This window comes from Shimia sp., from assembly GCF_022448905.1.
Lineage (GTDB): Bacteria > Pseudomonadota > Alphaproteobacteria > Rhodobacterales > Rhodobacteraceae > Shimia.
This window is the reverse complement of sequence record NZ_JAKVCW010000005.1, coordinates 17672-40446: the sequence shown is the minus strand read 5'-3', so window position 1 is coordinate 40446 and position 22775 is coordinate 17672. Positions and strand designations below refer to the sequence as shown.

At 57.6% G+C, this 22775-nt stretch carries 22 protein-coding genes; 14 read left to right on the top strand and 8 right to left on the bottom strand.

The window, feature by feature from the left end:
* Window positions 1-26 precede the first annotated feature (26 nt).
* Genes tsaE through trxA form a run of 6 tightly spaced genes read left to right on the top strand, consistent with a single transcriptional unit; the run spans window position 27 to window position 8867 of the window.
* On the top strand, window positions 27-500 hold the full coding sequence (gene tsaE / locus MK208_RS07020) for a tRNA (adenosine(37)-N6)-threonylcarbamoyltransferase complex ATPase subunit type 1 TsaE (RefSeq protein WP_294115327.1): 474 nt from the start codon (window positions 27-29) through the stop codon (window positions 498-500).
* Entirely contained in the window at window positions 497-1519 is a 1023-nt protein-coding gene (locus MK208_RS07015; RefSeq protein WP_294115326.1) for a phosphotransferase, read from the top strand. The genes tsaE and MK208_RS07015 overlap by 4 nt, the downstream gene beginning before the upstream one ends.
* Window positions 1495-2187 carry a nucleotidyltransferase family protein gene (locus MK208_RS07010; protein ID WP_294115323.1) on the top strand — a complete coding sequence of 231 codons (693 nt, stop codon included), beginning with the start codon at window positions 1495-1497 and terminating at the stop codon, window positions 2185-2187. The genes MK208_RS07015 and MK208_RS07010 overlap by 25 nt, the downstream gene beginning before the upstream one ends.
* Window positions 2180-5116, top strand: a complete 2937-nt coding sequence (gene addB, locus MK208_RS07005; protein WP_294115321.1) for a double-strand break repair protein AddB — start codon at window positions 2180-2182, stop codon at window positions 5114-5116. The genes MK208_RS07010 and addB overlap by 8 nt, the downstream gene beginning before the upstream one ends.
* Window positions 5101-8496, top strand: a complete 3396-nt coding sequence (addA, locus tag MK208_RS07000) for a double-strand break repair helicase AddA (protein ID WP_294115318.1) — start codon at window positions 5101-5103, stop codon at window positions 8494-8496. The genes addB and addA overlap by 16 nt, the downstream gene beginning before the upstream one ends.
* A gap of 50 nt (window positions 8497-8546) precedes the next feature.
* Window positions 8547-8867 (top strand): thioredoxin, encoded by a 321-nt coding sequence (trxA, locus tag MK208_RS06995; RefSeq protein WP_294115316.1) that lies wholly within the window; start codon window positions 8547-8549, stop codon window positions 8865-8867.
* A gap of 48 nt (window positions 8868-8915) precedes the next feature.
* Here trxA and MK208_RS06990 read toward each other — a convergent pair whose 3' ends face one another.
* Window positions 8916-9887, bottom strand: coding sequence for a phosphotransferase (locus MK208_RS06990; RefSeq protein WP_294115314.1), 972 nt, complete (start codon window positions 9885-9887; stop codon window positions 8916-8918).
* A gap of 112 nt (window positions 9888-9999) precedes the next feature.
* On the opposite strand from MK208_RS06990, the gene hslV reads away from it, so the two are divergent.
* The 6 genes from hslV to MK208_RS06960 all read left to right on the top strand — a co-directional run bounded on the left by hslV (window position 10000) and on the right by MK208_RS06960 (window position 16375).
* On the top strand, window positions 10000-10557 hold the full coding sequence (gene hslV / locus MK208_RS06985; RefSeq protein WP_294115312.1) for an ATP-dependent protease subunit HslV: 558 nt from the start codon (window positions 10000-10002) through the stop codon (window positions 10555-10557).
* A complete protein-coding gene (locus MK208_RS06980) occupies window positions 10554-11588 on the top strand; it encodes an aldo/keto reductase (RefSeq protein WP_294115310.1) in 1035 nt (344 codons plus the stop codon). The genes hslV and MK208_RS06980 overlap by 4 nt, the downstream gene beginning before the upstream one ends.
* 17 nt (window positions 11589-11605) lie before the next feature.
* The gene (locus tag MK208_RS06975; protein ID WP_294115308.1) at window positions 11606-12670 is read left to right on the top strand and encodes a hypothetical protein; all 1065 of its coding nucleotides are present in this window, start codon (window positions 11606-11608) and stop codon (window positions 12668-12670) included.
* A gap of 12 nt (window positions 12671-12682) precedes the next feature.
* Window positions 12683-13993: an ATP-dependent protease ATPase subunit HslU gene (gene hslU, locus MK208_RS06970; protein ID WP_294115306.1), complete on the top strand. Its 1311-nt coding sequence runs from the start codon at window positions 12683-12685 to the stop codon at window positions 13991-13993.
* A 97-nt stretch (window positions 13994-14090) separates the two neighbouring features.
* Entirely contained in the window at window positions 14091-15158 is a 1068-nt protein-coding gene (locus MK208_RS06965) for an alpha/beta fold hydrolase (RefSeq protein WP_294115304.1), read from the top strand.
* A complete protein-coding gene (locus tag MK208_RS06960) occupies window positions 15155-16375 on the top strand; it encodes an MFS transporter (RefSeq protein ID WP_294115302.1) in 1221 nt (406 codons plus the stop codon). Before MK208_RS06965 ends, MK208_RS06960 begins: the two co-directional genes overlap by 4 nt.
* On the opposite strand, the gene MK208_RS06955 is transcribed toward MK208_RS06960, so the two are convergent.
* From MK208_RS06955 to MK208_RS06945, 3 genes are read right to left on the bottom strand one after another with little or no spacing between them, the layout of a single operon-like run.
* A complete protein-coding gene (locus tag MK208_RS06955) occupies window positions 16361-16951 on the bottom strand; it encodes a Smr/MutS family protein (protein WP_294115301.1) in 591 nt (196 codons plus the stop codon). The two genes, MK208_RS06960 and MK208_RS06955, sit on opposite strands and share 15 nt — an antisense overlap.
* Complete coding sequence (locus tag MK208_RS06950) at window positions 16948-17985, bottom strand: MltA domain-containing protein (protein WP_294115299.1); 1038 nt, start codon at window positions 17983-17985, stop codon at window positions 16948-16950. The genes MK208_RS06955 and MK208_RS06950 overlap by 4 nt, the downstream gene beginning before the upstream one ends.
* Window positions 17982-18641, bottom strand: a complete 660-nt coding sequence (locus MK208_RS06945; protein ID WP_294115296.1) for a Tim44/TimA family putative adaptor protein — start codon at window positions 18639-18641, stop codon at window positions 17982-17984. The genes MK208_RS06950 and MK208_RS06945 overlap by 4 nt, the downstream gene beginning before the upstream one ends.
* 104 nt (window positions 18642-18745) lie before the next feature.
* Here MK208_RS06945 and MK208_RS06940 point away from each other — a divergent pair, with 104 nt between their 5' ends.
* Together MK208_RS06940 and secB are read left to right on the top strand one after the other, a co-directional pair.
* Complete coding sequence (locus MK208_RS06940; RefSeq protein ID WP_294115294.1) at window positions 18746-19288, top strand: FxsA family protein; 543 nt, start codon at window positions 18746-18748, stop codon at window positions 19286-19288.
* 55 nt (window positions 19289-19343) lie between these two features.
* Window positions 19344-19841 carry a protein-export chaperone SecB gene (gene secB, locus MK208_RS06935; protein WP_294115293.1) on the top strand — a complete coding sequence of 166 codons (498 nt, stop codon included), beginning with the start codon at window positions 19344-19346 and terminating at the stop codon, window positions 19839-19841.
* A 57-nt stretch (window positions 19842-19898) separates the two neighbouring features.
* Here the strand turns inward: secB and dnaQ are convergent, their stop codons facing one another.
* Genes dnaQ through MK208_RS06915 form a run of 4 tightly spaced genes read right to left on the bottom strand, consistent with a single transcriptional unit; the run spans window position 19899 to window position 22645 of the window.
* A complete protein-coding gene (dnaQ, locus tag MK208_RS06930) occupies window positions 19899-20633 on the bottom strand; it encodes a DNA polymerase III subunit epsilon (RefSeq protein WP_294115291.1) in 735 nt (244 codons plus the stop codon).
* The gene (gene coaE / locus MK208_RS06925; protein WP_294115289.1) at window positions 20626-21219 is read right to left on the bottom strand and encodes a dephospho-CoA kinase; all 594 of its coding nucleotides are present in this window, start codon (window positions 21217-21219) and stop codon (window positions 20626-20628) included. Before coaE ends, dnaQ begins: the two co-directional genes overlap by 8 nt.
* A complete protein-coding gene (locus tag MK208_RS06920) occupies window positions 21216-22049 on the bottom strand; it encodes a shikimate dehydrogenase (RefSeq protein ID WP_294115287.1) in 834 nt (277 codons plus the stop codon). Before MK208_RS06920 ends, coaE begins: the two co-directional genes overlap by 4 nt.
* Window positions 22046-22645, bottom strand: coding sequence for a Maf family protein (locus MK208_RS06915; RefSeq protein WP_294115285.1), 600 nt, complete (start codon window positions 22643-22645; stop codon window positions 22046-22048). Before MK208_RS06915 ends, MK208_RS06920 begins: the two co-directional genes overlap by 4 nt.
* Window positions 22646-22775 lie beyond the last annotated feature (130 nt).

Below are 22775 nucleotides of genomic sequence, written 5' to 3'. Positions count from 1 at the left end.
ACGGGCCGCGTTTTTACTGTGGCGCTATGACGGTTTTTTCTCGCACGCTCTCCCTACATTCCCCTTCGGAAACGCAAGCTCTTGCGGTTCAGGTGGCGGCCACCCTATTGCCAGGTGACGTTGTCTTGCTTGAGGGTCCAATTGGCGCCGGTAAAACCCATTTTGCCCGCTCTCTGATCCAATCCTTACTGCCGGTCATGGAAGACGTGCCTTCGCCAACCTTCACATTGGTGCAGGTCTATGACGGTCCAAATTCTGAAGTCTGGCACGCTGATCTGTACCGCCTCTCCGCACCGGACGAAGTGGTGGAACTGGGCCTGACCGATGCGTTTGAAGACGCCATTTGTTTGGTGGAATGGCCCGACCGTTTGGCGGAACTTGCCCCGGAAAATGCCCTCACATTGCGGTTTGAAATTGCCCCGCAAGAAGAGCATCGCACCCTGACGCTCACCTCCGCATCCAATCATTGGGCGGAAAAACTTGCCGGCATCCCAACATGACAACCCGCGACGCTGTGATTGAAACCTTCTTGGCCAATACCGAGTGGGAAACAGCCCAACACTTCGACCTTGCCGGCGATGCCTCCGCCCGTCGCTACAAACGTTTGGAACTACCCAACGGAAATACTGCGGTGCTAATGGACGCGCCAGTTGAAGGCGGTAACGGTACAGAACAGTTTGCCAACATGGCCGTATATTTGACCGCCAAAGGTCTGTCTGCGCCGAAGATTTACCTTCAAGTCCACAGCCAAGGTTTGTTGTTGTTGGAAGACCTGGGCGATGACCTCTTTGCCCGTGTCATTCCCAATAACCCAGGCACAGAAGTCTCGCTTTATACAGCCGCCGCCAATGTGCTTACCGTCTTGCATCAACACACTCCGCCCTCTGGCTTGCGTCAAATGGATGCGGCCACTTTGGCAGAGATGATTGAACCGCTGTTTTCCTGGTACGTCGCCGGTGCGGACCGACCTTGGCAACAGGCTTGGGAGACGTTTCACAATGCCATTGCTCCAATCCTGAAAGACCGCCTCGGAACGCCGGACGTGCTCGTTTTGCGAGACTATCACGCCGAAAATCTGTTGTGGTTGCCCGACCGCGACGGCGTTGGCAAAGTTGGACTGCTGGACTTTCAAGACGCCCTGCAGGGCCACAAAGCCTATGATCTGGTCTCCCTCCTGCAAGACGCCCGTCGTGACGTTCCAGTTGACGTCGAGCGTCAGACCAAAGCGCATTTCGTGCATAACGCAGGCCTAGACCCACAATCGTTTGACGTAGCCTACGCCCTGCTCGGCGCACAGCGCAACCTGCGGATCGTCGGTGTCTTTGCGAGGCTTTGTATGCACTACGGAAAGCCGCACTATGTGGACATGATCCCGCGTGTCTATGATCTGGCGATGCGCAATCTAAGACATCCCATCCTCAAAGAGCCCGCCGACATACTTGCCGGCACCTTGCCCGCCCCAACTCAAGACATACTAGAGAAACTGAAATCAAAATGCGCCACCATCCCGACGCCGTAATGCTCTTCGCCGCCGGATTTGGCACGCGCATGGGTGAGCTGACCCGTAACACGCCGAAGCCACTTTTGCGGGTGGGCGGCAAAGCGCTTCTCGATCGCACTCTGGACCTGACCCACGCGATCTCTCCAGCCCGCACTGTTGTGAATGCGCATTATCACCATCAAAAGGTGGTGGATCATCTAAAGGCTAAGCCGGTCCAGGTCGTTGTCGAAACACCTGAGATTTTGGAAACCGGCGGTGGCCTGCGCAATGCCTTGCCACTGCTTGGAGACGGACCTGTTTTCACTAGCAACACCGACGCAGTCTGGCGCGGTCCCAACCCATTCCAAATGCTGCAGGAGGCCTGGCAACCAGAAAAAATGGACGCGCTTCTGCTGTGCCTTCCCAAAGAAAACGCCATTGGTCACAAAGGCAAAGGCGACTTTGTTCTGAGCGAAACCGGTCAAATCTCACGCGGGCCCGGGGTTGTCTATTCCGGTATCCAGATCCTCAAAACGGACGGGCTGCACGACATCTCAGAAACCGCGTTCTCGCTTAACCTGCTCTGGGACCAAATGCACAAACGCGACCGCCTTTATGGTCTGACATACCCCGGCAAATGGTGTGACGTTGGCTCCCCCGAAGGCATCACGCTTGCCGAAAAAATGCTGGAGGCACCCGATGTTTGAGCCAAGCGACATGCCCCGGGTTTTCGCCCTGCCCCCCGGCGCAGATTTCCCGCGTTACCTTGTGGAAGGCATTCGGGCGCGCTTTGCAGGTCAGCGTCCCGATGCCATCGCCAAGGCAACCGTGATCGTAAACACCGCCCGCATGGCCCGCCGCGTGCACGCCCTGTTTGACGAAGGCCCGGCGACCCTCCTGCCCCGCATCCAACTGTTGGGTGAATTTGCAAATGCCGCCACAGCACATCTTCCACCCGCGACACCCGCCATCCGTCAACGGTTTGAGCTGATCCAACTGGTCACACGACTGCTGGAACAACAGCCTGACCTTGCCGCGCGCGCGTCCGTCTATGATCTCGCCGACAGCCTCGCAGGGTTGTTTGACGAGATGGCCGGTGAAGGCGTGCCTGTGGATGTCATAGAGGCTTTAGATGTCAGCGACCAATCCGGTCACTGGGCCCGCGCGCAATCCTTCTTTGGCATCGCGCGCCATTTCTTGGAAAACCTCGACAGCGCACCAGGTCAAGAAGCCCGCCAGCGCCGCGCGATTGAGGCGATTGTGCAATCTTGGGAAGACACGCCGCCTCAACATCCTATCATTCTGTCGGGCTCCACCGGCTCCCGCGGCACAATGCAATTTCTGATGCAGGCAGTCGCGGCTCTCCCGCAGGGCGCAGTGGTCCTGCCCGGCTACGACTTCGACATGCCACCTGAAACCTGGGATCACTTGTCAGACGGATTGCAAAGCGAAGATCATCCGCAATACCGCTTCCGCGCTTTGGTGAGCGACCTAGGTATGTCCGCTCAGGACGTACAGCTCTGGCACAACTGCGCCGCGCCCTCCGCTGCGCGCAACAAGCTGGTGTCACTTGCCCTGCGCCCCGCGCCGGTCACAGACCAATGGCTCAGCGAAGGTCCCAACCTCGGCGACCTGACCACCGCCACCAAAGATATCACGCTCATCGAGGCCACCACACAACGCGAAGAGGCCCTCACCATCGCCGCCCGCCTGCGCAAGGCGGCGGACGAAGGGCTGACCTGTGCATTGATCACTCCAGATCGGATGCTCACCCGCCAAGTAACAGCCGCCTTGGATCGCTGGGATATCGTGCCAGACGACAGCGCCGGACAACCCTTGCAGCTGTCCCCTCCAGGCCGGTTCCTCCGCCACACTGCGGCTCTATTACACCAAAAGCTCACCTCCGAAGCTCTTCTAACGCTACTCAAACACCCCTTGACCCACAGCGGCGAAAACCGCGGCGATCACCTCCGTTTCACCCGTGACCTGGAGCTATGGATACGCCGCAATGGTATAACCTATCCCGAATCCGAAAAACTGCAGGCTTGGGCCGCAGCTCGCAACGAAGAAATATCCGCATGGATGGCTTGGGTCACCGCATGTTTCTGTGCTGCGGTACGTTCTCAAGTGGACATGACCGCGCTCCTAAACGACCACCTCGCCCTGTCTGAGAAAGTCGCCCAAGGCCCCGGCGAAGGCAGCGGCGGTCTTTGGGATCAGGCAGCTGGTCGCGCGGCATCCCGACTTATGGCCGAGGTGAAAGATCATGCCCAGGTCGTCGGCTCCATCGCACCGACAGACTACGCCGACTTGTTTGGCGCTTTACTCTCCCGCGCAGAAGTGCGGGACCGCGACGCCGGTCATCCCAACATTTTGATCTGGGGTACGTTGGAGGCACGCGTGCAAGGCGCGGACCTTGTGATCCTTGGTGGCCTCAACGAAGGCAGCTGGCCAGAAGCGCCAAGTCCCGACCCTTGGCTCAACCGCAAACTGCGCCATGATGCGTGCCTCTTGCTGCCGGAACGCCGCATTGGCCTCTCAGCCCATGATTTCCAACAAGCCATCGGTGCCCCGGAAGTCTGGATCACCCGTTCTGTCCGTTCGGATGAAGCGGAAACCGTGCCGTCCCGGTGGGTCAATCGCCTTGTGAATTTGCTAAGTGGCCTACCAGACCAAAACGGACCAAACGCACTTGAAGAGATGAAATCCCGCGGTGACACGTGGCTGGCCTATGTCCGCGCGATGGAAACCGTGCCCATGGTGCCCGCCGCCCCACGCCCCTCGCCGACACCACCGCCCGAGGCCCGTCCGCGACAACTTTCGGTCACCGAAATCAAACGCCTGATCCGTGATCCCTATGCGATCTATGCCAAGCATGTCCTGCGCCTGCGCCCGCTTGATCCGCTGATGCGCACGCCGGACGCGCTGTTGCGGGGCATCATCGTGCATGAGATCCTGGAAACGCTGATCAAGACATCCGTAGCCGACCAAACACCCGTAACACGAGATCAAATTTTAGCCATATCAGAGACTGTTCTGACTCAAAACGTACCTTGGGCCACGGCGCGTGCCTTGTGGCAGGCCAGACTGGATCGGGTTGCAGATCACATCGTACATGGCGAAGAAAAACGTCGCGCACGCGGCGAACCACTGGCGTTCGAAACTAAGGCCGTAGGCACCATTCCCGAGCTTGGCTTCCGGCTCACCGCCAAAGCGGACCGTGTCGATCGCACCGAAACCGGCGCGCTGATCTTGTATGACTATAAAACCGGCGCGCCCCCCTCGAAAAACGAGCAAACCTACTTTGAAAAGCAACTCCTGCTGGAGGCTGCCATGGCCGAACAGGGCGGGTTCAAGGATATTGATCCTTCCAACGTCGCCGACGCGATTTACATCGGCCTTGGCACCAACCCAAAGGATCAGCCCGCGCCACTGCTAGAAACGCCCCCAACCAAAGTCTGGGAAGAGTTCATCGCCCTGATCGAGCACTACCTCGCCGACGGCAAAGGCTTCACCTCTCGCCGCGCGATGCGCACTGAGCGCGACGAGAGCGACTACGACCAACTGGCGCGCTTTGGCGAATGGGATGCCACCGATGAACCCACCCCGGAGGCGCTGTCATGGCCCAGCCAATGAACGACGCCACCCGCCGTCAGATCACCGCCGCGCGTCCGGATGCCAGCACCTGGCTCTCCGCCAACGCCGGCTCCGGCAAAACCCGCGTGCTTACGGACCGAGTGGCGCGGCTTTTGCTGGAAGGGGTCTTGCCACAACACATCCTGTGTCTGACCTACACCAAGGCCGCCGCCAGCGAGATGCAGAACCGATTGTTCAAACGGTTGGGCAGTTGGGCGATGAAATCCGATGCGGAGTTGTCTGAAGAGCTCGCAGACCTCGGTGTTGTGGGCAAATCCAACGCAGATGATTTACGCAACGCCCGTACTCTGTTTGCCCGCGCCATCGAAACGCCGGGCGGTTTGAAGATCCAAACCATCCACTCGTTCTGCGCCTCGATGCTGCGCCGCTTCCCACTTGAGGCAGGCGTGTCACCTCTGTTCACTGAAATGGAAGACCGCGCCGCAGCCCTTTTACGCGAAGAAATTGTTGAGCAGATGGCCGAGGGCGCAGACGCCGTTCTGGTGCATGACCTTGCCACGCATTTCACTGGCGCCGCACTGGAGGATCTCACCGCAGACATCTGTCGCCACGCGGACCGGCTGCGTCATCCCGTTTCGCCGTCGGACCTGTGCGATTTGCTCGGTCTGCCGGAAGGCTATGATCATGATGCTTTACAATCTGACGTGTTTCTTGGCGGCGAAACAGAGCTGATAGACGCGCTCATCGGCGTCCTTCAAACAGGGGGCAAAACCGACGCGACAGCGGCCACAAAACTGAGTGCGATCACCACCTGCGCTGTGTCCGCGTTGCCCATTCTGGAATCCGTCTTCCTGACAGGCAAAGGTGCAAAAGAACCGTTTTGCGCCAAGTTAGACTCTTTTCCAACTAAAGCGCTGCGCACCAGCCATGCGGATTTGATGGAACGTATCAGGCCGTTCATGCTTCGTGTTGAAGACGCTCGGGCGCGCCGCCTTGCACTTCAAGCCAAAGATCGCAGTGCCGCCTTGCACGCCTTCGCCGCGCGCTTCCTGGAACGTTATGACACCGCCAAACAACATCGCGGATGGCTCGACTTTGATGACCTTATCCTGCGGGCGCGCAACCTCCTCAACGAGCCGGCGGTGGCGGAGTGGGTGTTGTATCGCTTGGACGGCGGAATTGACCACATCCTCGTGGATGAAGCCCAAGACACCAGTCCGGTGCAATGGCAGGTGATCGAGCGTCTCGCGCAAGAGTTCACCTCCGGCTCCGGCGCACGGGGCGAGGACACCCGCACCATCTTTGTGGTGGGCGATAAGAAGCAGTCGATCTACAGCTTCCAGGGCGCGGACCCAGCGGAATTTGACCGCATGCGTGATGAATTTGCCAACCGGCTGCATGCCACGGAAAACCAACTGCAAGACCTGAGCCTAGAATACTCCTTCCGCTCTTCGCCGGCGGTTCTGAACCTCGTCGACAAATGTTTTGAAAACCACACGGACGCAGGCTTTCCAACCGGCAATCGCCACATTGCGTTTAACGACGACATGCCGGGCCGCGTGGACCTCTGGCCGGTGGTAGAACCTGTCGCAAAGGCGGAGAAAGATGACTGGTTTGATCCTGTCGACCGCCTCGGCGACACCCACCATACGGTCATTTTGGCAGATCGCATCGCCGCGCAGATCGCACGGATGATCAAACAAGACACCATTGCCTACAAGCGCGGGCCCGACGGACAGTTCACCCAGCGCCAAATTGAACCCGGTGATTTCCTCATTCTGGTGCAACGTCGTTCTGATCTGTTCCACGAAATCATCCGCGCCTGCAAACTGCATGGTTTGCCTATTGCCGGTGCCGACCGCCTGAAAGTCGGCGGCGAAATGGCGGTGCGCGACCTCGGCGCGCTGTTGTCCTTCCTCGCCACTCCGGAAGACGACCTGTCGCTGGCCACGATCCTACGGTCTCCGTTGTTTGGCTGGTCGGAACAGGCGCTGTTTGACCTCGCACATCGCCGTGCCCCAAAAACCTACCTTTGGGCGGCACTGCGTGACAGGGGCGATGAGTTCGCTAAAACCATGGCCGTGCTGGATGATTTGCGCGCGAACACCGATTTCCTGCGCCCCTACGACCTAATCGAACGTGTGCTGACCCGCCACAAAGGCCGCCACGCTTTCCTCGCCCGGCTCGGGGCAGAGGCGGAAGATGGCATCAACGCGCTACTGTCCCAAGCACTGGCCTATGAAAAATCCTCAGTGCCCAGCCTCACTGGCTTTTTGCAATGGATGCAAACCGACGATCTGGAAATCAAGCGGCAGATGGACAGCGCCACCAACCGCATCCGCGTGATGACGGTGCATGGCTCCAAGGGTTTGGAAGCCCCGATTGTTATCATGCCCGACACCGGCAAACGGCTGATAAAAACCGATGCCCCAATTGTGCCCGTAGGCGACGCCGCGCTTTGGAACATGCCGTCCGACAGCGCACCGGCTCCTTTGGCTACTGCGCGTGAAACTCTGGCCGAGGCGCAAGCAGCCGAACGGCTGCGCTTGCTCTATGTGGCCATGACCCGCGCAGAGAAATGGCTGATCGTGGCGGCTGCCGGGGACTTAGGCAAAGACGGCAAGAGTTGGTATGACACTATTCGCTCCGCGATGATCGCTTCTAATGCCACGCCTTGTCAGTTTGACGGAGGCGAAGGTCTGCGCCTGGATCATGGGAATTGGGCAGGAACAGTCTCTGATGTAGCAGACGAATCCGCACCCACAAAGGTCGAAGTTCCGGCGTTTCTGCAATCCGCCGCCCCACTGCTGACAGCGCCACCACACGCGCTTAGCCCGTCCGACCTTGGCGGCGCAAAAGCTTTGGGAGGTGAGCAAGGATTAGATCAGGAAGCTGCCATGCAACGCGGCACCTGGCTACACCTTCTGCTCGAACATTTGCCCAACCATCCACAAGCTGACTGGTCAGAAATTGCCCACTCACTTCTGCAAGATGATCTGGTTGAGATGCAGGATGGGCAGTTCGAAGACTTGTTGGCCGAAGCCACGAAAACTCTGTCTAAATCAGAGCTCGCCTGGCTGTTTGATCCATCCGCTTTGGCAGAAGTGCCAGTGACCGCCAACCTTGGCCCCAACCGCTTGCACGGAATCATCGACCGCTTGGTGATACAGGAAGATTGTGTCTGGGCCATCGATTTCAAAACCAACGCCACGGTCCCGACCACTGCGAAAACCACACCAGATGGCATTTTGCGGCAAATGGGGGCCTATACCCATGCTTTGGAACAAATTTTTGACCTGCCAATCCGCGCTGCAATCCTGTGGACGGCAACAGCAGAGTTGATGGAACTGCCACACGATCTTGTGACAAAGTCCCTTGCGGCCACAGGATATCTTGACGCCCCCGCCTCGCAAACCTAGGTTCCCTCGAACCAAGACTTACCAGCACCCTCTTTCAGGAGACCTCCACAATGGCAACTGTTGCTGTCACCGATGCCACCTTCGACGAAGAAGTAAAAAACGCCGACGTACCCGTCGTCGTAGATTTCTGGGCCGAATGGTGTGGCCCATGTAAACAAATCGGCCCAGCGCTCGAAGAGCTGTCGGCTGAGATGGACGGCAAGGTGAAAATTGCCAAGGTTGACGTGGACAGCAACCCGGGCGCAGCCGCCGCTCTGGGCGTGCGCGGCATCCCTGCGCTGTTCATCTTCAAAGACGGTCAAGTCATCTCCAACCGCGCAGGCGCCGCGCCTAAAGCCGCGCTGCAAAGCTGGATCGAAGACTCCCTCTGATCCGTATCAGATACCAGATAATAAGGCGTTCCATTCGGAGCGCCTTTTTTATTCGAACCCATTTTCTATGAGTAACTCCATGTTCTGCCATCGATCCTGTTGCCGCCAACTGCGGTCCACTGGGTCAACTGGAATAGCGCACCAATCCAGAAGCAGACGAACAGGTTGAAGAAACCGAAAACCGGGATCATCGGGTTTGATCAAACGGTAACCTTCAAAAAACGATGACACCACGTCATCGAGCAGAAACGCGCCGGATTTGAGTGCAGTGTTATCTTGATGGATCTCGGCAAAATCTAACAACAGCCGAACGATATCAAACCCAACAGACAGCTGATTGGGTGGATGAAAATCTATGCCGTAGAGGCCGTCTTGGGCAAAGATCAAATTTCGAAGGTTCATATCCCCGTGACGTCGTGCCACGACTGTCTTTTGACCTGCAAACTGTGCCGCCCGTTCAGGAATCTGAGAGGCGCATTTTAGAAATCTTTTTGGCGCAACTACGCGCCGAGATCCATCTTCGATTTGACGTGCCAACTGCTCAATATGCGCGACCATCTGGTCTGGCCGAAAAGGGCGCTTTCGACGGTCCATGACCCGATGAAAAGTGGCCAACCACCGCCCGCTCCGCTTCAGAAGGCTTTTTGGATCGCGGCCACGGTAAAGCAACGTATCCAATGTGTTTCCGGTCACGTGATCCATTAACAGGACAGCGCCGTCCTCACTCACATAGTGTACTTTCGGCGCCCGCATCCGCCGCGCATTTCCCATGGCGTTGCTGGCGTCAACCTGCGCCTGGGCCATTTGTATCAACTGATCAGAATTATCAGCACCAAACACCCGTTTCAGGACATAGGACTTGTCACCGCAATCAAGCCGCAAAACGATATGGCTGCGGTGGTCATTCTTTTGCCACAGCAATTCATGTGTCACCAACTCATCAGGTAGGTCCAAATCTCGCTGCAAACGCAAGAAGTCCTGCAATGCAGATTCTATGCGAACATCCTGTTCTTCGTCCATAGGGCGAGGCTATGCGCTTGAAATCGCAGGGGCAACCCCAGCAAACAACCCAAACTCTTGTGCCTTTCTGATCGCAGGCTCATATAGGGCGAAGGACAAAAGGAGCTTTGGGATGTCTGAGGATCAATTCCCCGGTTGGCACGGCACCACCATCATTGGTGTAAAAAAGGGTGGCGAAGTTGTGATTGCCGGCGACGGGCAGGTTTCGCTTGGCCAGACTGTGATCAAAGGCACTGCACGTAAGGTGCGCCGCCTGAGCCCCGGCGGCTTTGAGATTGTCGCAGGTTTTGCAGGCTCTACCGCAGATGCGTTTACGCTGCTGGAACGCTTGGAAGCCAAGCTGGAAGCCACCCCCGGCCAACTGGCCCGCGCGTCCGTGGAACTGGCCAAAGACTGGCGCACCGACAAATACCTGCAAAAGCTCGAAGCCATGCTGATTGTCTCGGACGGCGCCGACATCTTTGTGATCACTGGGGCAGGGGACGTGCTTGAGCCTGAGCACGACGTGACCGCCATTGGCTCTGGCGGCAACTACGCGCTGGCCGCAGGGCGCGCGCTCATGGACACCGATCTGTCTGCCGAAGAGGTGGCGCGCAAAGCCATGGGCATCGCTGGCGACATCTGCGTCTACACAAATGGCAACCTGACAGTGGAGACCATCAAACAATGAGCGACATGACCTACACCCGCATGGGCAATTCTGGTCTGGTTGTTTCCCGTCTGGCGCTTGGCACCATGACCTTCACTCATGGCTCCGATTGGATCCCTGGCGTTGCCAAAGTTGGCCTTAACGATGCCCAGCGCATGGTTGATGTGGCGCTGGACGGCGGCATCAATTTCTTTGACGCCGCAGACGGCTATTCCAACGGCGAAGCCGAAGACATTCTTGGCAAAACCCTCAAAGGCAAGCGCAACGACGCGGTGATCTGTACCAAACTTGGGTTCCGCCAAAGCGATCGCGTCACCGACGCCGGTCTCTCACGTGGACACATCCTGTCTTCCGTGGATGGCTGCCTGAAACGGCTCGATACTGACTGGATCGACCTTCTGGTGCTGCACAAAACCGATTTCACGACGCCAATGGAAGAAACCCTGTCGACCCTACAATCGGTGATCGACGCAGGCAAAGTGCGCCACATTGGCGTGTCCAACTGGCCCGCGTGGAAGGTGGCACAGGCAGTTCAGTTCCAGCGCGACAACAACATGAGCCAGTTTATCGCCGGTCAGTACCTCTACAACGCTGTGGGTCGCGACATCGAAATGGACATTCTGCGCATGGGCGCGGAGCTTCGCATCGGCCTGATGGCGTGGTCACCATTGGCCGGCGGCCTGCTGACGGGCAAATATGATCTCAACAAGCTGGAAGACAGCGACGGCCGTCTGGCCGAAGGCGATTTCCTGCAAGTCTCCAAAGAACAAGCGCTGGCCGCGATCACCGCGCTAAAAGACGCCGCCGAAGCGCACAACGCAACACCGGCGCAAATTGCTCAAGCCTGGATTTTAAACAAACGCCGCGACCACACGGTGATCATCGGCGCCTCAAAGCTTAGCCAGCTTGAAACCGGCATCGCTGCGGCCAATATCGTGTTGAGCAAGGCAGAAATGGCCACTCTGGACGCCGCCGCTGCACCGGGTCGTCGCTATCCAGAGTGGTTTGACGACATGATGAAAGACGAATTGTTTGCCAAAGTGCTCGCGTAACGAGAGACCCACACCTCATGATTGACAAAGATGATCTTCGCGCCGCGGTTGGCTCTGGCCTGCTAAACGAACAACAGGCTGCGTCCCTCGCAGCACTTGCCGACAGCCGACGCGGTGCACGCGAAGACCTTGCGGTAGGAGATGAACCGTTTGAGCTGTTCAAAGGCTTCAACGAGATCTTCATTGTAGTTGGTCTGCTGATCCTCGCTAGCGGCTGGGCAGCGGTCAACGGCATCGCCATGGCCGCCGAGGTGGTGAACTACAAAACCAAGATTGTGACCACCACCGCCATCTCCGGCGCTGTGATTTGGGCGCTGGCAGAGTACTTCATCCGCCGCCGCCGTATGGTGGCCCCGGCCATTGCGCTGTCCATCCTTTGGGCGATCAACGCTGGCTCCGGCATCACCGCCTATTTCGCGCAGCCTTTCATGCTCGCTCAAGAAGACTTCTCCAGCTTACCGCTTCCGTTGGCGCTCACCACTTTGGCCACACTGATCTTCTGGCTGCGCTTTCGCGTGCCCTTTGCCATGGCGCTCATCGCGCTTGGCGTCTTTGGCATCGCGCTCATGATCGGCGCCAACCAATCCGGCACACCAACCAGCCCGCAAGACCTTTTCCTGCTCTCCGCCGGGGGACCCTTTGCCTTCATCACTTTGGGCGTGGGCATCGCCGTATTTGCCGTTGCCATGCATTTTGACATGTCCGACCCGCACCGCGTCACCCGCCGAAGCGCGCAAGGCTTCTGGCTGCATGTTGTCGCCGCGCCCGCGTTGATCAACACCGTGGCTCTCACGCTGCTAGAGGCCGGCAGCAACGGCGCACACTTGGCGCTTATGCTCTTCCTTCTGGGGTTTGCCGCCATCGCCATCATCATCGACCGCCGCTCCTTCCTGATTGCTGCCATCGGCTACACCGTTGCACTGGCCAGCATCGTCTTTGACGGCGAAGGCGCCGCCTTCACCATTCTCTTCCTCGGCATCTTTCTGGTGGTGCTGGGCGCCTTCTGGTCCCGTTTCCGCGCGGCCCTTCTTGCGCCGCTGTCCAGCATCTTGCCGCTGCACCGCCTGCCGCCATCCCACTGATTGGACACCCTTATGACTGATCTCACGCCTCGCGAAATTGTCTCTGAACTCGACCGCTTCATCATCGGCCAGAAAGACGCCAAACGCGCAGTCGCTGTCGCCCTTCGCAACCGCTGGCGCCGCAAACAGCTGGCTGATGACATTCGCGATGAAGTCTACCCCAAGAATATTCTGATGATCGGCCCCACCGGTGTCGGCAAAACCGAAATCTCGCGCCGATTGGCCAAACTGGCCCGCGCGCCCTTTATCAAGGTTGAGGCCACCAAATTCACCGAAGTGGGTTACGTGGGCCGCGACGTGGAACAGATCATTCGCGATCTGGTCGACGCCGCCATCATTCAAACCCGCGAACACATGCGCGAAGACGTGAAGGTCAAAGCCCACGCCGCAGCCGAAGATCGCGTAATTGACGCGATCGCCGGTCCGGATGCGCGTGAAGGCACCCGCGACATGTTCCGCAAGAAACTCAAGGACGGCTTACTCGACGACACCGAAATTGAGCTTGAAGTGGCGGACAGTTCCAATCCCCTGGGCGGCATGTTTGATATTCCGGGCCAGCCAGGCGGCCAGATGGGCATGATGAACCTTGGCGACATTTTTGGCAAAGCCATGGGCGGCCGCACCACCAAGAAGCGCATGACCGTCGCAGAAAGCTACGAAGTCCTGATCTCGGATGAGGCGGACAAACTGCTAGACGACGAAACCGTGAATGCCGCCGCGCTGCAATCGGTGGAGCAAAACGGCATCGTCTTCCTCGACGAAATCGACAAGGTCTGCGCCCGTCAGGAGGCCCGTGGCGGCGATGTCTCCCGCGAAGGTGTGCAGCGTGACTTGCTGCCCCTAATCGAAGGCACCACCGTCTCCACCAAACACGGCCCGGTCAAAACCGACCACATCCTCTTCATCGCCTCCGGCGCATTCCACATTGCAAAACCCTCGGACCTGCTGCCGGAACTGCAAGGTCGCCTGCCAATCCGCGTCGAGCTGCGCGCCTTGACGGAAGAAGACTTCGTGCGCATCCTCACCGAAACCGACAACGCCCTGACCCGCCAGTACACCGCACTGATGGGCACTGAAGAGGTTGTTGTGTCCTTCACTGAGGATGGCATCGCGGCACTGGCGAAAATTGCTGCCGAAGTGAACCAGTCGGTGGAAAACATCGGCGCACGTCGGCTTTACACAGTGATGGAGCGCGTGTTTGAGGAACTCAGCTTCTCCGCCCCAGACCGCTCAGGCGAGGAAATTGTTGTGAATTCTGCCTTTGTAGAGACGAATCTCGGCGAGTTGGCCAAATCCATGGACGTCAGCCGCTACGTGCTCTGATTTCCCCCTAGCAGCTCCGCGCATTCACTTGCATAGTCCCGGCAAACCAGTTTTGCCGGGATTTTTCGTGCGTACCCTCATCCTCATTGCCACCTGCTTGATACTGTCTGCTTGCGCAGATCGCATCACCGCGCCCATCCAACCAGAGGCGCTCAACGCACCCAACACACGCCAGATCTTTGTGGTGACCAACCGCCAACGCAACGCCGAGGGCTATCTCGCAACATCCCGCAATGACGAATTGACCTTTCTGGACACAACCGTCTCTATCCCGCCGTCCCACACATCAGGCGAAGCCCCCACATTCAAGGCCAACCCCGACCCGGAAAAACACTTTGTGATTGCCAAAGAGACCCCCATTGCCACGCTTCCGGACCTCGCCAGGAAAGTCTCCGCCAGCCTCGCGGGCAATCCTCGCCGCAATCGGGAGGTCACCGTCTTTGTGCACGGGTTCTACAACACCTATCAGGACAGCTTATTCCGCATCGCTCAGTTGCAGAACGATTTTAATCTACCCGGCACCGTGGTGAACTTCGCCTGGGCCAGCGCTGGCAGTCCGCTTGGTTACGCGCATGATCGTGAAAGCGCACTGTATTCGCGCGATGATCTGGAACGCACCCTACGTGAACTCGCCAAATCAAGATCAGATCGCCTGCTGCTGGTTGGCCATTCCCTGGGCACGTTTTTAATCACCGAAACCCTGCGCCAGATCGAACAAAAAGAGCCTGGTTGGACTGCGCTCAACATTGACGCCTTGGCCCTGATTTCCCCAGACATGCCGGTGGATTTGTTTCTGCGCAATTTGGAGCCCTTTGACGCCTTGCCGGGTTCCACAGTAATTTTGACCTCAACCGAAGACAGCGCCCTGCGCCTTTCCAGCCGCATCAACCGCTCATCTCAAAGGCTCGGACAACTTTCCAACCCCGACGTTTTGGCAGACCTCCCTGTGATCGTGTTTGACGTATCCAGCTTTGCAGATGGCAGCAGCAACCACATGACCTTTGCCGAAAGCCCGGCACTGATCGCCTTGCTTCGTGACGCGCGCACCTTTGATGAACTGCTGGCACCAGACGACCCGAATTTCCTGCTACGTCAGGCAGAGCGGGTGCGCGTGTCCAATGAGGCGATTGCCATTCAGGTTGCTGGGCCTGGTGGCGGCACATGATTTCCACGACGGCCTTCGTCAAACAAAACGGCCGCTACTTGCTGCCCGGCGCGATGCTGATGTTTATGTCCTGCTTCGGACAAACTTTCTTTATTGGTACCTTTGCTGCCGACATTCGGATGCATTTTGATCTCACCCACGGGGCTTGGGGTGCCATCTACATGTTAGGCACCGGCACCTCGGCGGTCATCATGCTCTGGGCAGGGACACCCGCTGACCACATCCGTGTCCGTATTCTTGGCCCACTCATGCTGCTCTTGCTGGCGTCTGCGTGCATCGCGCTATCTCAGCTATCTTCGGTCTGGCTTCTGCCTTTTGTGATCGTTGCGCTGCGCCTGACAGGACAGGGCATGTTGACCCACACCGCGGGCGTGGCCATGGCACGATGGTTTGCCGCTTCGCGTGGACGCGCACTGGCTTTTGCCACCATGGGGTTCATGTGCGCCGAAGCCGTCATGCCAATCACGGCTGTAAGCCTCAAAACGCAATTTCACTGGCAGTGGATATGGTTCGCAGCAGGCCTTCTTTGTCTTGCCATGGCGCCAGTGGTGTTTTTGTTGCTGCGGCAAGAGCGTGAACCGCAAAGCCTTGCCAAAGACGAAAAGGCACTTGGCATGGATGGACGCAACTGGACCCGCTGGGAAGCCGTCCGCCACCCTGTATTTCTCTCTGCCATTCCCGCCATGATGGCCTTCCCCGCCTTCGCCACGGTGTTCTTCTTTCAGCAAGCCTATTTTGCGGAAATCAAAGGCTGGTCGCACTTGTCTTTGGTGGCGGTGTTTCCGTTGGGAACGCTTTCCTTTGGCATATCCACAATCGTTTATGGCTGGTTGATCGACAAACTTGGAGCTGCGCGTCTTATGCCGTTTTACCTCTTGCCACTGGTCGCCGCCTTCACCATCCACGCTTGGGCGCCATCGGTCAGCTGGGTCGCTGTGGGCGTCATCCTCATGGGCATGGCGGGCGGCGGCATGGCCACCTTGCCCGCGTCAGTCTGGTCAGAGTTTTTTGGAACTCAGCATCTGGGCGCCATCAAAGCAACCGTTGCCGCCTTTGGCGTGTTGGGGTCTGCTTTGGGTCCGGGTCTGTCCGGTTGGATGATTGATCAAGGCATCAACTACCAATCGCAACTGCAAGGCTTTGCGATCTGCTTCGCTGTCGCCAGCGCTGTGATGGTGGTGCCTTTCGAGCGCGCTCGAAACTCAACGGCGGCGTAGATAGACGTAATACGCCCCGGTACCGCCATGCCGGATATGCGCCTCCGCCACCTGCAAAATGCACTGCTTCATTGGCCGCAATGCAAACCACTGTGGCACTTGATGTTTGAGCACCCCACGCCGGGTTGGGATCGGCCCTTCGTCCCGTTTGGTTTTGCCCTTGCCTGTGATCACCAGAACCAGCCGCTTGCCCTCCCCATGAGAGCGCATAATGAAGCCGGTCAGCGCTCCATGTGCCTGATCTGCCGTCATACCATGTAGGTCGATCTTGCCTTCAGGCACCAGCTTCCCGCGCTTCATGCGGCCAAAGGCTTTCTTATCCATCTGCACGGGCTGCCGTGCCACACGTTCGGAGACCGATCCCATCAAATCATGCATCGAGGGGCTGGCATTGGCTTTTGAGCCAACTTCGAAATCCGGCAGAGCAGGGGAAAGATGTGGCCTTGGCTTCTTGATCGGTTTTGGCTTGGGTTTTGGCAACTCATGCGCGCTTGTGCCGGGATGCAACCGCTCAGCAGTATCTGCCACCTTCCGCCAGAGGGTGACTTCTTCTTCACTCAGTTTCCGCCGTGTCACAGCACCGACTCCGGCAACATCGCATAGGCCCGCTGAATGGGCAAAAGCACTACCATGCGACCCGGATCTTTGAGCGTTCCCGCCGCCTTACCGGCCTCATCCCCAGTGCCAAAAAAGATATCGGCCCGCTGCGCACCTTTGATGGCCGATCCGGTATCCTGGGCGATCATCAACCGCCGCAGCGGTCCCGCACCATCTTTTTCCACCCAAACCGGCGCGCCCAAAGGCGTAAACTTCGGGTCCACCGCTACCGACCGCATCGCCGTGATCGAGCGGTTCATCGCCCCCAACGGGCCCTTGTGCGCTGGCACGCGGTTCACTTCGCGGAAGAACACAAAGCTGTCGTTGTGGCGCAGCAGTTCCGCCCCATCCACCGGATTGCGTTTCACCCAATTCTTGATAACCTGCGCGCTCACCTGATGCGCATTATACACACCGCGCCGCACCAACTCCGCGCCAATAGAGCGGTACTTGTGGCCATTGGCGCCACCGTAGCCGACACGAATGTAGGACCCATTGGGCAGGCGAATGCGCCCCGAGCCTTGAATTTGCAGAAAAAACAGCTCCACGCTGTCATCCACCCAAGCAATCTCCAACCCGCGCCCTTGAAGCGCGCCGCTGGTCTCAATCTCGCGCCTGGTCAACCACTGGCCGCCTTTGGCCTCACGCGGCATTTTGTAGACAGGGAAGCGATACCGCCCGCTTGGTGTCAAAGACCCTTCCAGCTCCGGCTCAAAGTAACCGGTGAACAGTGCCGATTTGTCTTTTTCTTCAATCAGCACCGGCCGAAACAGAAGCTCAAAGAATTTGCGCGCATCTTCAATACCCGTCGCCGCCGCGCATAAAGTCTGCCAATCCGGCGCGTCAAAGTCTGCACAGGTGTTCAGAAAAACTTGACGGGCGGCCTCGTGATCATCCGCGGCCCACCCGTCCAGGTCGTCAAACGACAGGATTTTCATATGTGTTTCGGACATGGCTACCCCTCCGGCCATCACAAAGACCGCGGCCAAAGCCGCCCGAAACGCCCGGATCATTCGCCCGTGGCAACAAGCTGCCAGTTTGGATCGTCCGATCCCATCACGCGGGCAAAGGTCCAAACGTCCTTCTGCCGCTTAATCTGGCTTTCGCTGCCCTCAACAATCTCACCGGAATTGTCCCGCACAACATGGGTCAACTCACCCACATAGCGCACAGTGATTTCGCCTTCTTTGGTGGTCTCGTCAAAATGCGCCGCCTGCAGCACCATTTCACGCACCCCAACAAATTCGCTTTCCACGGTCAGACCTTTGTCCGCGCGCATCTCCACCACATGCGCAAAGCTCTCGTAAACTTCCTCGCCAAGGAACGGCTGGATGCTCGCCAGATCACCTTTCTCAAAGGCCATCAAAATCATCTCATAGGCCCCACGCGCACCGCCCAGGAAGTCGTTCACGCCAAACTGCGGCTCCATCGACTTCATCTTCGCCAATGCCAGCGCATTCACGCTGCCCTCTTCGGCGTGGTCCAAAATGTCCTGATCCGGTCCACCTTCGATCACCTCAAGGTCCGGCCCCTTGCGACGGGCCTGAGAAGCACCTTCCTGACGTGGCTCTTCATAGCCCTCTCGAGTCCCCAAAACACTGCGCAAACGCAAGATCAGAAACACGGCAATACCGGCAAGAACCAGAAGTTGAATTAGGGAGGAGTTCATTTAAACCTCATGTTGGGCATGGAAACACTGTTCTCTCGCACTTATGTAAGTCACGGGCGGGGTCAAGTCCACCTCGCCAAATGTAGCAATGGAGTAAAGCTAAGATGTGGCTCTTGTTGGCCTTTATCGCGATCCCGATGATCGAAATCGCCCTGTTCATCAGCGTTGGCGGCGCCATTGGCCTGTGGCCGACCTTGGCGATTGTCCTGCTGACGGCCATTCTTGGCACACATCTGGTGCGTTCTCAGGGGCTTGCCGCCATCGTAAACGTGCAGCAATCCTTCAATGAACTCAACGATCCAACCGAGCCTTTGGCCCACGGCGCCATGATCCTGATCGCTGGTGTTTTGCTGTTGACGCCAGGTTTCTTCACAGACGCCGTTGGATTTGCCCTCCTGACTCCAGCCTTCCGCAAAATCATGTTTGAATTTGCCCGAAAACGCGTGCGCGTTCAGAGCTTTACCATGGGCAGCACACACTCTGCCTCTTTTCATTCAGGTCCCGCAAATCAAGGCCACCGTCCAGCACGCTCTGATGTGATTGACGGTGAATTCTCCGAAGTAGATCCCGCTCCAGAAAGCCCGCATCCACAGGTGGACAGCGTCAAAAAACCTACGCATAAACCATCCGGTTGGACTAAACATTGAGCCCCGTAATTTGACCTGATAAAGCAGGGCAAACGAATTCTTTTGGAGACTTCCCATGGCGGAAAACGAAAACGGTGCAGCACAAGCGCCGCAGCTGAAAATGAACGTATTGACCCAGTTCGTGCGCGACATGTCGTTCGAAAACATCCTGGCTCAGAAAGGTTCTGCCGGTAACCCGCAGCCTGACGTTCAGGTTCAGGTGAACCTTGATGCGAAAAAGCGCACCGCGGACCATCAGTTCGAAGTGGCCATGAAGCTGAACATCACCGCCAAGAACAAAGAAGACGGCGCTGAAATGTTCATTCTGGAACTGGACTACGCTGGTGTGTTCCACGTGGAAGGTGTGCCAGAAGACCAGCTGCACCCATTCCTGCTGATCGAATGCCCACGCATGTTGTTCCCATTTGTACGCCGCATCGTATCTGACGTAACCCGCGACGGTGGCTTCCCGCCACTGAACCTGGAAACCATCGACTTTGTGGCTCTGTATCGCTCCGAACTGCAACGCCGGGCGCAAGAGCAGCAGGCCGCAGAGCAGCCTATCGCCAACTAAACGATCCGCTTTTAAGAGTTCAGGCGCTGCCTTCGCGGGCGGCGCCTTTTTTGTGGATTATCCCAGTTTGGTCCAAAGGGCGTTGTCGCCCATCTTTTCGACAAACTCTTTATGCGCTGTCGCCTCTTCTTCGGTCAGACGCGAGGGTAGGGGCGTTGCGCGTTTTGTTGGCCGCCAATCATCCACCTGCACTGATTTGGTCTTACCACCACCGCCAGAGGCCAGAACCAAATCAGGCTGCCGGCCACCAATCAGCTCCAGATAGACTTCCGCCAGAATTTCGGAGTCCAACAACGCGCCGTGCAATGCCCGCGAAGAGTTGTCGATGCCATAGCGACGGCACAGAGCGTCCAAAGTGGCGGGCGATCCCGGGAACTTGTTGCGCGCCATGGCCAGCGTATCCACCGCCCGATCCATCGGGATCTCCGGCAGGTTCATCCAGCTCAGCTCCGCATTCAGGAACTTCATGTCAAATTTGGCGTTATGAATGACCAGTTTGCTGTCATTGCCGATGAAATCCAGAAACGCTTGTCCGTGCGCCTCAAAGACCTTCTTGTCCTTCAGCGTCACCTCACCCGGCTGCGCATCCCGTGGCACGTCGAGCAAATCCGGCCCAATCCCATGCACGCCAAAAGCCTCTTCCGGCATGTTCCGCATCGGGTTGATATAGACGTGAAACGTCTCGCCAGTAGGCAAGTGGTTGTACAATTCCAATGCCCCAATCTCGACAATCCGGTCGCCGGAGAACGGATCAAACCCAGTGGTTTCAGTATCGAGTACGATTTCACGCATTGGCAATGTGTCCCCTGATGGTGGTCACAATCTTCTCCACCTGCTGGCGCGCATGGTCAAGCGTGTCCGTGGTCACAACATAGTCCGAGCGGGCCACTTTTTCCTCATTTGGCATCTGTTTGGCGCGGATTTGCTCAAACTGAACCTCGCTCATCGTGCCTCGTGCCAAAACCCGATCTCGCTGCAGTTCCGCTGGAATAGAGACACATACAACCGCATCCATTGCCTCATTTCCGCCGGTTTCAAACAGCAACGGAATGTCAAACACCAGAATGTCCGCTTTGGCCGAGGCGATGAAGGCGGCGCGGTCTTGCGCCACTAAAGGGTGCACAATGTCTTCAATCATTTTGAGCGCAGAAGGATCGCGTCCAATCACCTCTTTGAGCTTGTCACGTGACACAGCGCCTACAACCACAGCTTCCGGAAACTTTATCTGCATCGGCGCAACCGCCGCGCCGCCTACATCATAAAGCCGATGCACCGCCGCATCCGCATCCCAAAGCGCGCAGCCGAGATCGACAAACATCTGCGCCGTGGTCGATTTGCCCATGCCAATCGACCCTGTCAGACCAAGCTTAAAGCTCATCCCAAAACCACGCGCCGTGTTTCATCATCCACAACGGGACGACGACCAAACCAGCGTTCAAAACCGGGAACCGCTTGATGCAGCAACATGCCCAATCCATCCACGGTCACACAGCCAATCTCATTGGCTGTGCGCAGGAAGTTTGTGGTCAACGGCGTATACACCAGATCGGTCACCACGGTTTCTTTGCGCAGCCCATCCATCGGCACGCGCAACTCTGATTTGCCTGTCATGCCCAGAGACGTGGTGTTCACCAGCGTGGCACCTTCTTCCAGAATATTGCCCGCCTGCACCCACTCAACGACCTTCACCCGCGCACCAAAGTCTTCACGCAACTTGTCGGCCCGCACGCGCGTCCGGTTGGTCAGTAAAATCTCTGGCGCACCGGCATCGAGCAAAGACGCCACAACCGCCCGCGCGGCACCCCCCGCGCCCAGCACAACCGCTGGCCCCGCCGAGGCATCCCACTCCGGCGCCCCTTGGCGCAGGTTTTCAATAAACCCATAGCCATCGGTATTGTCGCCCAGAATACTTCCGTCGTTGAGAAAGATCAGCGTGTTCACCGCCCCTATCAGCGTTGCGCGATCCGTGATCTGATCCACAAATTGCATCACCCGCTCTTTATGCGGGATCGTCACGTTGCAACCGACAAACCCCATCTTTGGCATGGCTTTCAAAACATCGCCCAGAGCATCCGCCTCGACCTCCAGCGGTACATAATGGCCGGCAATATCATACGTCTTCAGCCAATGCCCATGCAGGACCGGTGATTTTGAGTGCGCAATCGGGTTCCCGATCACACCCGCCAAAGGAATGGACGGCAATGTCATTGTGGCAGTTCTCCCCGTGTCGTCAGAAACGACAGAATTTCTACAAGCGGCATACCAAGGACGGTAAAATAATCCCCATCGATCTTATCAAACAGCCGCACGCCTTCTTCTTCCAACTTATAACCGCCAACCGAATAACGGATGCTGTCAAAGTTGCGATCCAGGTAGCCCTCAAGAAAGTCGTTGCTGAATTGCCGCATGAACAGCCGTACAACACCCACATGGCGCCAAAGCGGCTCGCCATTCTGATAGATCACCGCGGCGGAAAGCAGCATGTGGCGCTGCCCACGTAGTAAAAGCAACTGATTGCGTGCATCATCCACACTGGCGGGCTTTGAAAAAATCGTACCCTGAAAATCCAGCACCTGATCACAGCCCAAAACCAACGCCTCTGGCCGCTTCAAACTGACTTTCCGCGCTTTGGACTCCGCCAACGCGTCCGCCACATCCCGCGGCGTGGCCCCCTCCACCTGCAAAGATCGCTTGATCATCTCTTCATCTACGCGCGGCTTAACGGTTTCGTAACCAACATTGGCTTTAGATAGGAGCTGAGCCCGTATCTCAGAGCCCGAAGCAAGGATCAGGGGTGCGGTCATGTGGATAAATCCGTGGAGAAGGGAAGGAACTTCTTGAGAGTCCTTTCTGGAAATTTCTGTGGGGTTTTGCAAGCTGGGGAAACTCCCCGCCGTCTCACGGAAATCCCCCGATTTTCTGCACGGTGGACGG

Excerpts from the sequence above, each read along its gene's own strand:
- tsaE (WP_294115327.1), top strand. The coding sequence starts at position 27 with ATGACGGTTTTTTCTCGCACGCTCTCCCTACATTCCCCTTCGGAAACG.
- MK208_RS07015 (WP_294115326.1), top strand. The coding sequence starts at position 497 with ATGACAACCCGCGACGCTGTGATTGAAACCTTCTTGGCCAATACCGAG.
- MK208_RS07010 (WP_294115323.1), top strand. The coding sequence starts at position 1,495 with ATGCGCCACCATCCCGACGCCGTAATGCTCTTCGCCGCCGGATTTGGC.
- addB (WP_294115321.1), top strand. The coding sequence starts at position 2,180 with ATGTTTGAGCCAAGCGACATGCCCCGGGTTTTCGCCCTGCCCCCCGGC.
- addA (WP_294115318.1), top strand. The coding sequence starts at position 5,101 with ATGGCCCAGCCAATGAACGACGCCACCCGCCGTCAGATCACCGCCGCG.
- trxA (WP_294115316.1), top strand. The coding sequence starts at position 8,547 with ATGGCAACTGTTGCTGTCACCGATGCCACCTTCGACGAAGAAGTAAAA.
- MK208_RS06990 (WP_294115314.1), bottom strand. The coding sequence starts at position 9,887 with ATGGACGAAGAACAGGATGTTCGCATAGAATCTGCATTGCAGGACTTC.
- hslV (WP_294115312.1), top strand. The coding sequence starts at position 10,000 with ATGTCTGAGGATCAATTCCCCGGTTGGCACGGCACCACCATCATTGGT.
- MK208_RS06980 (WP_294115310.1), top strand. The coding sequence starts at position 10,554 with ATGAGCGACATGACCTACACCCGCATGGGCAATTCTGGTCTGGTTGTT.
- MK208_RS06975 (WP_294115308.1), top strand. The coding sequence starts at position 11,606 with ATGATTGACAAAGATGATCTTCGCGCCGCGGTTGGCTCTGGCCTGCTA.
- hslU (WP_294115306.1), top strand. The coding sequence starts at position 12,683 with ATGACTGATCTCACGCCTCGCGAAATTGTCTCTGAACTCGACCGCTTC.
- MK208_RS06960 (WP_294115302.1), top strand. The coding sequence starts at position 15,155 with ATGATTTCCACGACGGCCTTCGTCAAACAAAACGGCCGCTACTTGCTG.
- MK208_RS06950 (WP_294115299.1), bottom strand. The coding sequence starts at position 17,985 with ATGATCCGGGCGTTTCGGGCGGCTTTGGCCGCGGTCTTTGTGATGGCC.
- MK208_RS06945 (WP_294115296.1), bottom strand. The coding sequence starts at position 18,641 with ATGAACTCCTCCCTAATTCAACTTCTGGTTCTTGCCGGTATTGCCGTG.
- MK208_RS06940 (WP_294115294.1), top strand. The coding sequence starts at position 18,746 with ATGTGGCTCTTGTTGGCCTTTATCGCGATCCCGATGATCGAAATCGCC.
- secB (WP_294115293.1), top strand. The coding sequence starts at position 19,344 with ATGGCGGAAAACGAAAACGGTGCAGCACAAGCGCCGCAGCTGAAAATG.
- dnaQ (WP_294115291.1), bottom strand. The coding sequence starts at position 20,633 with ATGCGTGAAATCGTACTCGATACTGAAACCACTGGGTTTGATCCGTTC.
- coaE (WP_294115289.1), bottom strand. The coding sequence starts at position 21,219 with ATGAGCTTTAAGCTTGGTCTGACAGGGTCGATTGGCATGGGCAAATCG.
- MK208_RS06920 (WP_294115287.1), bottom strand. The coding sequence starts at position 22,049 with ATGACATTGCCGTCCATTCCTTTGGCGGGTGTGATCGGGAACCCGATT.
- MK208_RS06915 (WP_294115285.1), bottom strand. The coding sequence starts at position 22,645 with ATGACCGCACCCCTGATCCTTGCTTCGGGCTCTGAGATACGGGCTCAG.